Below are 11,167 nucleotides of genomic sequence, written 5' to 3'. Positions count from 1 at the left end.
GTCTCCCCCGCGCGGAGCCGCCCGGAGGCCCAACGACGCGGCTCAGACCTGTGACTCCTCCTACGGGTCTCACCGTCTTCCCGCTTAGCCCGCACGGCCCGGGCGGTCCGACCCCGCGTGGCCCAGCCCGCATGGCACGAACGGGTAGCGTGCGAGCTGTGAGTCTCCGCCCGTCTGGAACAGTCCTCGCCGCCGATCCACTCGCCCGTGTTGCCGCTCTGCCCGGAGTGCGCGAAGCGGCGGACAGCGCCCGATCCGCGGTGGACACGCTCCTGCGCCACCGCGTTCTGCGCCGCCAGAGCGCCGAGGTGACCGCGGAGGCATCGTTGCGGGCCGCCCACGCCTGCGCCGCCCTCGAGGGATACGAGATCAGCCTGGACGAACTGCGGGCGCACCTGGCCCGATCCGGGCCCGAAGGTGTGCTCCCCGGTCTGGAGAAGACGGACGCGTCGGAGGCCGGAGCGGTCACCGACCGCGGTACGCGGAACGACGCCGCCATGGCCGGATCCGGCCATCCGTTCCCTGTCGTCCTCGGCACGGTTCGGCTCTACGCCGAGCTGGGCATCCTGGTTCCGGCCTGGGAGCAGGCACCGCGACAGGCCCTGGCCCGCATGCACGTGTTGCTGGGCCGGGGTTTCGTCCCGGACGACGAGCTCGGTCGTCCGCGGGCCGATGCCGGCACCCGGGAGATCCTCGACCCGTTGCGGTTGGGCCCGCCTCCCCACTCGGTGGAGACCTCGGTCCGGCTGGATGGCCTGACCGGACTCCTCGTCGCGCCCACGAGCGCGCCGGCGATCGTGGTGGCCGCCGTGGTGCACGGGGAACTGCTGGCCCTGCGACCGTTCGGTGCCCTCGACGGGGTCATCGCCCGGGCCGCCGCCCGCCTGGTCCTGATCGGCCGGGGCCTCGATCCCAAGGCGCTCACGGCGACCGACGTGGGGCATCTCGAGCTGGAACAGAACCCGGCGAGCATCCTGCGGGTGGACCGCACCGGGGACGTCATCGCCGGGGACGTCATCGCCGGGTACCGCGAGGCCGCCGCAGCCTATGTCGGTGGCGGCGCCGACGGCGTGGCCATCTGGGTACGGCACTGCGCGAAGGCCCTGGAACTCGCCGCACGGGAGTCCCTCGCCGTCTGCGAGGCGCTCGCCCGGACCTGATCCACACTTACGGCGCGATTGACGCACCTGACGGATCCGCTGCACGGATGGACCACAACGAACCTGCCCGTATGAACCACTCGGTACGGACCCCTGCGTGGGCCGCCGCCCCTCCTGCCACGTAGGCGGCAGCCACGCGTTCCCGGCCTGCGGTCTCGGCAGGGTCTCGGCCGGTCGAAACCTCCATCAGAACATCTTCAGGCCCTGTGGAGGGCGGTCATCCACAGGGCCTGTCGCGGCGCATGGTGAGACCACGTCTTCCCCGACCCTGATGGGAACGAGGCCGCCATGTCCCCTGCGCCGCCCCTGCTGACCGCCGCGGAGAACCACGGTCCGGTCGTACGCCCGCTCGTCGTCACCGCCATTCCGGACCTGCTTGACGATCTGTTGCGGCTTGCGGCGGCCGCCGGTGTATCGATGACGGTCGCCGCCGAGATGAGCGCGGTGCGCCGCAACTGGACGTCGGCTCCCCTGATCATCGTCGGAATGGACGAGATCGAGCCGTGCATCGCGGCCGCGCTGCCCGATCGACGGCATGTCGTCCTGGTCGGAGGACAGGTCGACGACGGCCGGGTGTGGGACGCCTCCGTGCGCATCGGCGCCGATCACGTGGTCTTCCTTCCCGAAGCCGAGCCCTGGCTCGTCGACCTCCTCAGCGATCTCGACGGGCTCGATCGGCATCATTCGGTGACGCTGGGCATCATCGGCGGCCGCGGCGGGACTGGAGCCTCCACCTTGGCCGTCTCGCTAGCCCTGGCCGGGCTGAGGCACGACCTGCGCACGATGCTGATCGACGCGGATCCGCACGGTGGTGGGCTCGCTCCCGCCTTCGCCCGCCTCGTGCCGTCCATGTCCGGTGCCTTCCCTGGCGGGGAGACCTCCAGCCTGGCGTCGCTGTTTCCCGCGCGCCACGACCAGCATGACCAGATGGACGGGAACGGCCCGGTCGGGCCGATCGCCTGGTCCGGCCTGCTGCCCCGCCGGGGTGACCTCTCCGTGGTGTCCTGGGATCCCGCTGTCAGCCCAGCCGTTCCCCCGGCGACGATGGCCACCCTGCTCGCGACCGCTCGTTGCACGTCCGACCTGGTGATCCTAGATCTCCCCGGCCGAGGGAATCCGGCGGCCACCGCAACCGACGCGGGCACCACCGTGGCCCTGCGGACCTGCCAGACGGTGCTGATCGTCACGCCCGCGGACCTGCCGTCGATCGTGGCGGCCGAACGTGTCTGCTCGGCTGCCATCCGCCAGGCTGCCGATGTGCGCGCCGTCGTCCGGCTGCACCCGTCCGACCGCCTCACCCCGGAGGCGATCGCCACGATGCTCGGCGTGCCACTGGCCGGGGTGATCAGCAGCCGACGGCACCGTCCGGTTCCCACTCGCGACCGCTACGGCGGCTCAGCCAGCGGGAACACCATCGATCGCCTCAGCGAGGAACTGCTGACCCGCCTCGGCGTTCTCGGGCCACGGGTGTGGCCCGATCCGGAGGCCTGGTCATGACCGGGCTCGGCGAGCGACGCAGGTCCCCATTCCCCGCCACAGGTCACGCGGCCTCACCGGCTGCCCGAGCGGCCGCGAGGCCCGCGGTCTCCACACGATCTTCACCGCCGTTCGCAATCCCGCCGGAACCGCTCGAACCACCGGAACCACCGGAACCACCGGAACCGACGACCGCACCCGCGGAGCCGCTCGGAGCCGGCCCGCTGGATTCCCTCCTCGCTGATCCACACGTCACCGATGTCCTGGTCAACGGGCCCGGCGAGGTCTGGGTGGAACGCCGGGGCCGGCTCATCCGTACCTCGGTCGCTTTCGCGGACGAGGAAGCGGTGCGGCGCCTGGCCGTTCGTCTCGCCGCGACGGCCGGGCGGCGCCTGGACGCCGCGATGCCCTTCGCCGACGTGCAACTGCGCGACGGAACCCGGTTGCACGCGGTTCTGGCACCGATTGCGGTGCAGGGTACGTGCCTGTCGCTGCGACGGACCCGGCGTCGCCCCTTCACCTTCGACGAACTCGTGCTCGCCGGAACAATGAGCCCGGCCGTGGCGGCCGTGCTGCACGCAGTCCTGAGCGCCCGACTTGCAATCGTGGTGACCGGGGGAACCGGCTCGGGCAAGAGCACGCTACTTGCCGCGCTACTGGGAGCGGTGCGCCCCGACGAACGGATCGTGCTAGTGGAGGACACCGCCGAGCTCGTCATGGACCGTCCGGGGATGGTGCGGCTCGAGGCCCGCTCGCCGAACATCGAGGGCGCTGGCGAGGTGACCCAGCGCGATCTGGTCCGCCAGGCGCTGCGCATGCGCCCGGACCGGCTGGTGCTCGGCGAGGTCCGCGGCCCCGAGGTGCTCGATCTCCTCGTCGCCCTCAACACCGGTCACGAGGGCGGGTTGAGCACCGTGCACGCCAACGACACCAGTGCGCTGCCCACCCGTCTGGAGGCTCTCGCCGCCCTCGCCGGGCTGTCCCGCCCAGCGGTCCACAGCCATATCGCGGCAGCGCTCCACACCGCCGTTCATCTTCGCCGGGAGGCCGACGGCCGCCGCCGGGTCTGCGCGATCGGGGTGTTCCGCCAGGCGGGCAGCGGACTGGTTCAGGTCGTGCCGGCCCTGGTCGTTCCTGCCTCACCTTCCCGGAACGGGCCAGCCATGCGCGCCTGCGACCCGACACCGGCGGAGGGCCTGCCGATCCTGCGCGACCTGCTGGACGTGCGCGGTGTCTCGCTTCCAGCCCTGGTCGACGCCGGGTCGCAGGTGCGGAGGCGAGCATGACCGTACTCGAGCGCGTGGGGACCGTCCCGGCAACCGTCGCAGTCACCCGACCGAGGACCGGAACCGTGATCGGTTCGGGAATCGGCCTGGTCCTCGGTGCCGTCCTGTTCACGGTGGCCGCCGGACCGGTGGCGGCGGGCGTCGTGGCCGTGCTGCTCTGCTGTCTCGCCCGGGCGCGACGGCGGTCACGGGAGCGGCGTAGGCAGGTGGCGGTCCGCCAGTCCGCCGAAGACCTCCTCGCCGCGTTCGCGGCCGAGCTCGACGCCGGCGCACCCCAGCTCGAGGCCCTGCGCCGGGCGGCGGGCGGCATCGACGAACTCGTGGCGGCACCGGCGGGACGATCGGCGTGGGTGCCTCTCGACCAGCTCGGTGCCGCGCTCGACCGGACGGAGGAGCCCGGTCCATTGTTGTGCCGCAGTGAGGCGTCATCACTGCGACAGCTCGGAGTCGCCTACCAGGTCTGCGCGGCCGTCGGCGCAAGGCTGGCTCCCGTCGCGACGATGCTCGCGGCGGTCGCCCGCGCCGACGCGGTGCGGGCGGGCGAGCTGACCTCGGCACTGGCCGGGCCCCGGTCATCCGGACGGCTGGTGGCCTCGCTCCCGCTGGCCGGAATCGTCCTGGGGTCGCTCGCGGGAGCAGCGCCGATCGCGGTGTTGCTGGGCACGCCGGCGGGGATCGGATGCCTGCTCGTGGGCGGGCTCGCCGACCTGGTCGGAGTCCGCTGGCTTCGCCGCTTGGCGGACGGCGTGGAGCGACGGGGAGGGCCGGTAGCCGTGGATGCAACGGGCGTCGCGCCCCCGACCTCCGCCGCGGGGCACGACCGGTTCCTCGCCGACTTTCCCCTGGCGCTGGACCTGATCGCGGCGTGTCTGCGCAGCGGGGGGACCATCGTGTCGGCGGTGCGGGCCGTCGGCGCCGCCACCGGTGGTGTGTTGGGCGCGGAACTGTGCTCCGTAGGCGATGCACTCGCGGCGGGCGCCACGGTGGGCGCTGCCTGCGAGCGACTGGTGGCCGCGAGTCATGCTCCCCAGCTCACCGACCGGTTGCCCGGATGGGCTCGCCGCGGACGCGTGACCCCGCCATCCCGGCGGGCCAGGATGGTGCGGGCAGCGATCATGGCGCTCGATCGCGCGGAGACGTCCGGGGCGAAGCTCGCCGCCACTCTCACCCGACTGGCCGATCGTGCCAGGGACGAAGCCCACGCGGAGAGCATCGCCGCGGCTCGTCGGGCAGGTGTCCTGGCGGTCGCGCCCCTGGGCCTGTGCTTCCTTCCCGCTTTTCTCCTGCTCGGAGTGGTCCCCATGGTCCTCGGATCCGTCCCCGCGCTGTTGCCGGCCTGAAGTCCCGATCATCCAGCTGCCACCGCGGCGCCGAGCATCCAGGCCTGACCCATCGCTCGATCCCGATCCTCCCCTGTCCCGGAGGTAGTTCTCATGTTCCTGGCAGCCCGCTCCTCGTGCCGACGCCTGTCACGATGGCCGGTGTCCCGGCGGCTCCTCAGCGTGTGGCGCCCGGCCGTCCAGGCCCGCGACCACGGCATGTCCACCGCCGAGTACGCGGTCGGCACGCTTGCGGCCGTGGCGTTCGCCGGCGTCCTCTACGCGGTGGTGTCAAGCTCCGCGACCCGGTCGCTGGTCTCCTCGGTGGTGCAGCGCGCGCTGACCGTGGCGTTCTGAGCGCGGCCGTGATGCCTGTGCGCTCCTCCCAGCGGCCGCCGCGGCCGGTGACCCGTCGACGTAGGAGATCCGTCCGCGGGCCGGACCGCGGCCAGGCCACCGCCGAGCTCGCGATCGGCCTGCCCTCACTGTTCGTCGTCTTCTTCCTGGCCGCCTGGATGCTCGGTGCCGTCGCAGCCCAGGCCCGATGCGCCGACGCGGCACGCATCGGCGCCCGCTTGGCTGCCAGGGGGGAGCCGGATTCGGCCGTGCACACCGTGGTGATCCAGGCCGCACCCGTCGGCTCCACCGTGACGCTGCACCGTGGCGCGGGTCGGCTCGAGGTACAGGTGTCGGTGCACGTCGGTGGCATCGGCGTCAGCCGGCTGGTTCCCGGCATCGAGGTGGCGGCGCGGGCCGTCACCCCCGTCGAAGCGACGGCCGATCTTCCGTCCGATGCCCCCACCGGATGCCCGGTCCGGATGGCGTCGTGAGCGGGACGCGCCGGCTGAGGACGCTGCCGACCGTCACGCCGGGGGTAGCGCCGTCCGCCGCGGCCCCCGATGCAGGGTCCGCGACGGTATGGCTGCTGGCCGTCCTGTTCGCGCTGCTCTCGCTGGTGAGCGTCGCGTTCACCGTGACGGTGATCAGCACGGTCCGGCAGCGGGCCGCTGGAGCGGCGGATCTCGCCGCCCTCGCGGCCGCAGCGATGCCGCCCGCCAACCAGCGGACGATGTGCGCGCGGGCCGACGAGGTCAGCGCAGCCAACGGGGCGCGGCTGGCGGCCTGCCGGGTCGACGGCAACGCCGTCGAGGTGACGGTCCTCGCGCGCCTACCGGCGGTACTCGGCCCGCTCCCGGAGCTGTCCGCCCGCGCCCGTGCCGGGCCGTGGGGAGGAGCGGAGGGTGTCTACTTCCCAGTCGGCGTGGACGACCCGGTTCCGGAACGGACGCCCTCGCGAGGTTGGGCGGCGCCACTCGCCGCATCACCGCCACTGTCACGGCGCCGCAGATCAGCGACGCGGGCGACGATCCGGTCGCCCCGGTGGGGATGGGTGATGATCTGGCCCGAGGACGCTGCAGTGGGAGCAGTCGCGGGCATCGGAGCGGTCGCGGAGGCCGGAGCGGCCGCCGGACGCGCCTGGGGCGGGGCCGTCCGGGTTCGTGCCCCGCCGGTGTCGGCTTCGACGGACCGGGGGGCGCTGGTGGCGGGCGCGGGCGGCGCGGCTGGCGCGGAACGCACCAGCGCCTCCATCTCCCGGGCGCGCTGGCGTTCCATCCGGTGGCGGCGGCGATCCCGCGCGAGGCCCTGCAGGAAGAGCTGCACGCCGGCCGCTACCAGCACTCCCGTTACCAGGCCGAGGACGAACAGGCCCCAGATGTCGAACGAGAGCATCTGCCCCATGATCAGGACATCGGTGTGGCCGCTGTTCTCCAACACGAGATCCGCGGTGAGAACTCCAGCCACCAGCAACAGCACGACACCGACGGTTACCACCGAGACCTCCAAAACCATGGACGTTGGCATAAACGACGGAGAAAAGCCGATCTGGTCGACATACCCGGGTCCGGTCGCGGGGGAACCACGCCGCGGCGAAGTGGTCACGGGGCTAGCCGATCATGGCGGTCACCGCGGCGAGGAGCCGCCAGGCAGCCGCCTTATCGAGCGGCTCATTGCCATTTCCGCATTTGGGCGACTGGACGCACGACGGGCACCCCGCCGGGCACTCACACGCTTCGATCGCGTCCCGGGTCGCAGCCAGCCAGGCGCCGATTCGGAGAAATCCCCGTTCGGCGAAACCCGCCCCGCCGGCGTGTCCGTCGTAGACGAAGACGCTGGTGCGTTCGGTGTCCGGATGGCGCGCGGTCGAGACACCGCCGATGTCCCAACGGTCACAGGTCGCGAACAGCGGGAGCAGACCGATCGCCGCGTGTTCGGCGGCGTGGACGGCGCCGGGGACGTCCGCCGGCTCGATCGCGGCTCGGGCAAGCAGGTCGTCGGACAGCGTGTACCAGACGGCCCGGGTTCGCAGCTGACGCGGCGGCAGATCGAGAGGCTCCTGCCCGAGCACCTCGCCCGTCGCGATCAGCCGCCGCTGGTATCCGACGACCTGGCTGGTGACCTCGACCACGCCGAGGTGCACCTCCACGTCGGGCAGCACCCGGGATCGCGACGACTCCACCACCCTGACGTCGGTGTGGTCACGCGCGGTGGTCGTCCATTCCGGCGTCGACTCGCATACGAACGCGACGGATTCCTCGAGGTCGAGGTCCTCGACCACGAAGCTCGATCCCTGGTGAAGATAGACCGCGCCAGCGTGCACCGTCGTGTGCGAGGTCGCGGCGTCCACGGTGCCCAGGAGCCGGCCGGTCCGCGCTTCGACGATGCGAACCGGTGGTCCTCCCGCCCCTCGGATGTCCACATCCGGCCGGGCCCGTTGCGTCCAGAACCAGCCCGTGGGCCGGCGGCGCAGCCGTCCTCGGCGGACCAGGTCGTCGACGGCGAACGCAGCGGTCGGTCCGAACAACGCCAGATCCGCCTCGGTCAGCGCCAACTCGGCCGCGGCGCACTCCAGGTGCGGAGCGAGCACGTAGGGATTGTCGGGGTCGAAGACGCTGGCCTCCACCGGCCGTCCGAAGATGGCTTCGGGATGATGCACCAGGTAGGTGTCAAGCGGATCGTCCCGGGCGACCAGCACGGCCAGCGATCGCCGGCCATCCCGCCCGGCGCGCCCGGCCTGCTGCCAGAGCGAGGCGAGCGTGCCAGGAAAACCGGCGGTGACGGTGGCGTCCAGCCCGCTGATGTCCACCCCGAGCTCGAGTGCCGGCGTCGCGGCCGCCCCGAGCAGGGCGCCCGAGCGGAGATCCTCCTCCAGGGCCCGTCGCTCCTCCGGCAGGTAGCCCGCCCGATACGCCGCCACCCGGTCGGCGAGGTCTGCAGCGATCCGACCGAGTTCGCGGCGGGCAGTCACCGCCACCACCTCGGCGGCCCGTCGCGAGCGGACGAAGACCAGGGTGCGCACACCGTCCGCGACGAGGTCCGCCAGCAGGTCCGCGGACTCGGCGGTCACCGACCGGCGGACGGGGGCGCCGTTCTCGCCCGGGCCGGGCGCGGAGGTCGGGTCCTCCCGGTCCGGCGAGCTCTGCCCGGTCGTGAGCAGCGGAGGTTCGTAGAGCACGAAGTCCAGTGGCCCCCGCGGAGATCCGTCGACGTCGACCACCTCGACCTCCACGCCGGTGAGCCGTGCGGCCGAGACCCCGGGATCGGCGACGGTCGCGGACGCGAGCAGGAACACCGGATCGGTCCCGTAGCGAGCGCAGATCCGCCGCAGCCGGCGGATCACCGCGGCCACGTGTGCGCCGAATACCCCTCGGTAGCCGTGGCACTCGTCGACGACGACGTAACGCAGGCCGCGCAGGAACTGGGCCCACCGCCGGTGGAAGGGCAGGATGCCACGGTGGAGCATGTCGGGGTTGGTCAGGACCAGGCCGGCGTGCGCCCGGACCCAGTCCCGTTCGGCCGCCGGCGTGTCCCCGTCGAACGCGGCGGCCCGGATACCGGTGAGCCGCAGCGACCGCACGGCTCTAAGCTGGTCGTGGGCCAGCGCCTTCGTGGGCGCCAGGTAGAGTGCCCGGGCACCGGGCTCGGCGAGCAGCCGGGACAGCACCGGCATCAGATAGCCAAGCGACTTGCCCGAGGCCGTGCCGGTCGCCAGCACCACGCTGCGCCCGGCGTATGCGGCCTCGGCGGCAGCCGCCTGGTGGCTCCAGGGGCTCGCGATCCCGACGGCCGTCCACCGTCCCCGCAGGACCGGATCGATCCAGTCCGGCCATGGCGCCGGGCAGCCGTCCCGGGCAGGGACGCGCTCGATGTGCGTCATGCACCGCGCTCGTCGCACGTCGCGGCGCAGCCCGGCAAGGGCCGTGTCCGCACCGTCGACATCCACCGGCGAGCCCACGACGATCGAGGATATGCGTCTCGACGCGGTCACGGCGCCCTTCAGCCGGACAAACCCCCGGAGCATCGCCCTCTCGGGCCCCCGGCCGATCGAGCCCGAGGATCCCGGATCCCGGTCCGGGGAACATCTCGGCGTGGCTACGGGCAGCGATGCCGACGACAAGACGACAGGCGGACCACAGAGTGTCCCCGCGGGACCAGCTGCGTCGAAACCGCCGATGCGGTCGGTCGACCCCCACACGAGCGCCAAGATCGGGGATACATTTCATCAGACGTCATCAGCCGGCGACGCCGCAACACCGGACCCGCGATCTGTGTCGCGGCACACCGGATTGATCCTCCTCGTGGGAGGGTAATGGCGCCGTGATGTCGGTCGCCCGAAGCACGGGACGGCCGGAGGCACACAAGGAGGATCCGTGGACCTGTCCCTCACGACACGCCAAGAAGGCAACCACACGGTCGTGGTGGTGGGCGGCGAGATCGACGTCTACACCGCGCCGAAGCTTCGCGAGCAGCTCATCGATCTCGTGTCCGGGGGGTCATACCACCTCGTCGTCGACATGGAAGGCGTCGAGTTCCTCGATTCGACGGGCCTCGGGGTCCTCGTCGGCGGGCTCAAGCGGGTGCGTGCGCACGAGGGTTCACTGCGTCTGGTCTGCACTCAGGAGCGCATCCTGAAGATTTTCCGGATCACCGGCCTGACCAAGGTCTTCCCCATCCACTCCTCCGTCGAGGAAGCCCTTGCCGCGAGCGACTGAGCCGGACATCACTCTTTCGCGAAAGGCAGGCCCGCCGTATGCCCACCGTTGAGCTGCGGTTCGCTGCCCTGAACGGGCACGTTCGTACCGCCAGGATGATCGCGACGGCGGTCAGCCGGCGCGCAGGAGTTCCGGTCAGCGCGGCCGACGAGATCAAACTTGCGGTGACGGAGGCGTGCACCCGAGCGGTGCGCGTCAACCGCAAGCATGCGCCGCAGGCCCCGGTGCATGTCGCGCTCATCGACGGCGCCGATTCCTTCACCATCACGGTGGCCGACTGCGGCAGAACCGGAGACGAGGTCGCCCCCGGTCCGGACGGTGGCCTCGTCACCGCGACCACCCTGCTCGAACTCGAATCCGAGTCGACTCAGCCGCCAGGTTGGGCGGAACCGGCGGACGACGATCTCTCGGAGGACAACTCCGGTTTCCCACCGGGGCTCGGACTCGCCCTCATCGAGGGACTCGTCGACGAGATCGAGATCAGGCGCGGCCCCGACGGCGTGGGTACGGTTGTCGCGATGACCTGGCGCACCGGCGCCACATCGGATCCCTGCGAATCCGCGGTGTAGGACCTCTCCGGTCTCCCTGCCTGGGCCTGGCGACTGTTCCAGCCTCCGACCGTGTCCAGCCTCCGACCGTGCCGCCATGTGCCCCGCGCCAGGTTCCGAAGGCGGGGCACCTAGAACCTGACATTGAGGTGGAGCCACGGCGCCAGTCTGCCATGTCAGCAATAGCACGAGTGATCTTTTTACACCGAATATTCCCGAATCGACCCGTTTCCGGATTATCGCCAGGGCGGTGAGAGGTACCCGAGAGCACGCGACCCGGGCCGCCGCTACCGAAAAACGAGCGCACGTCACAGACGTGTGGATAGA

10 protein-coding genes and 1 pseudogene are annotated in these 11,167 nt (G+C 71.8%); 9 read left to right on the top strand and 2 right to left on the bottom strand.

What is annotated here, in order from left to right:
• Positions 1-131: 131 nt before the first annotated feature.
• From AC08OP_RS00810 to AC08OP_RS00780, 7 genes and pseudogenes are all read left to right on the top strand, one after another.
• Positions 132-1,160: a hypothetical protein gene (locus tag AC08OP_RS00810; protein WP_476612434.1), complete on the top strand. Its 1,029-nt coding sequence runs from the start codon at positions 132-134 to the stop codon at positions 1,158-1,160.
• A 288-nt stretch (positions 1,161-1,448) separates the two neighbouring features.
• A complete protein-coding gene (gene ssd, locus AC08OP_RS00805; protein ID WP_476612433.1) occupies positions 1,449-2,657 on the top strand; it encodes a septum site-determining protein Ssd in 1,209 nt (402 codons plus the stop codon).
• Positions 2,658-2,860: 203 nt separating this feature from the next.
• Positions 2,861-3,922 (top strand): TadA family conjugal transfer-associated ATPase, encoded by a 1,062-nt coding sequence (locus tag AC08OP_RS00800; RefSeq protein WP_476612437.1) that lies wholly within the window; start codon positions 2,861-2,863, stop codon positions 3,920-3,922.
• A 65-nt stretch (positions 3,923-3,987) separates the two neighbouring features.
• Complete coding sequence (locus AC08OP_RS00795) at positions 3,988-5,262, top strand: type II secretion system F family protein (RefSeq protein ID WP_476612432.1); 1,275 nt, start codon at positions 3,988-3,990, stop codon at positions 5,260-5,262.
• 141 nt (positions 5,263-5,403) lie between these two features.
• The gene (locus AC08OP_RS00790) at positions 5,404-5,598 is read left to right on the top strand and encodes a DUF4244 domain-containing protein (RefSeq protein ID WP_041258051.1); all 195 of its coding nucleotides are present in this window, start codon (positions 5,404-5,406) and stop codon (positions 5,596-5,598) included.
• 11 nt (positions 5,599-5,609) lie between these two features.
• The gene (locus AC08OP_RS00785) at positions 5,610-6,071 is read left to right on the top strand and encodes a TadE family type IV pilus minor pilin (RefSeq protein ID WP_476612431.1); all 462 of its coding nucleotides are present in this window, start codon (positions 5,610-5,612) and stop codon (positions 6,069-6,071) included.
• Positions 6,047-6,454, top strand: a pseudogene (locus tag AC08OP_RS00780) (Rv3654c family TadE-like protein); the annotation flags it as partial. The gene AC08OP_RS00785 and the pseudogene AC08OP_RS00780, both read left to right, overlap by 25 nt.
• A 32-nt stretch (positions 6,455-6,486) precedes the next feature.
• Here the strand turns inward: AC08OP_RS00780 and AC08OP_RS00775 are convergent.
• Entirely contained in the window at positions 6,487-7,074 is a 588-nt protein-coding gene (locus tag AC08OP_RS00775; RefSeq protein ID WP_476612430.1) for a hypothetical protein, read from the bottom strand.
• Between the two features lie 112 nt (positions 7,075-7,186).
• Entirely contained in the window at positions 7,187-9,601 is a 2,415-nt protein-coding gene (locus AC08OP_RS00770) for a DEAD/DEAH box helicase (protein WP_476612429.1), read from the bottom strand.
• Positions 9,602-9,950: 349 nt separating this feature from the next.
• On the opposite strand from AC08OP_RS00770, the gene AC08OP_RS00765 reads away from it, so the two are divergent.
• Positions 9,951-10,292 carry an STAS domain-containing protein gene (locus AC08OP_RS00765; protein WP_462185864.1) on the top strand — a complete coding sequence of 114 codons (342 nt, stop codon included), beginning with the start codon at positions 9,951-9,953 and terminating at the stop codon, positions 10,290-10,292.
• A gap of 38 nt (positions 10,293-10,330) precedes the next feature.
• The gene (locus AC08OP_RS00760) at positions 10,331-10,861 is read left to right on the top strand and encodes an ATP-binding protein (RefSeq protein ID WP_476612428.1); all 531 of its coding nucleotides are present in this window, start codon (positions 10,331-10,333) and stop codon (positions 10,859-10,861) included.
• The last annotated feature ends 306 nt before the right edge of the window (positions 10,862-11,167 follow it).

The organism is Frankia sp. CeRuru1 (assembly GCF_977966315.1).
Note: the sequence above shows the minus strand (reverse complement) of the source record. Positions and strands in the feature narration are given on the sequence as shown.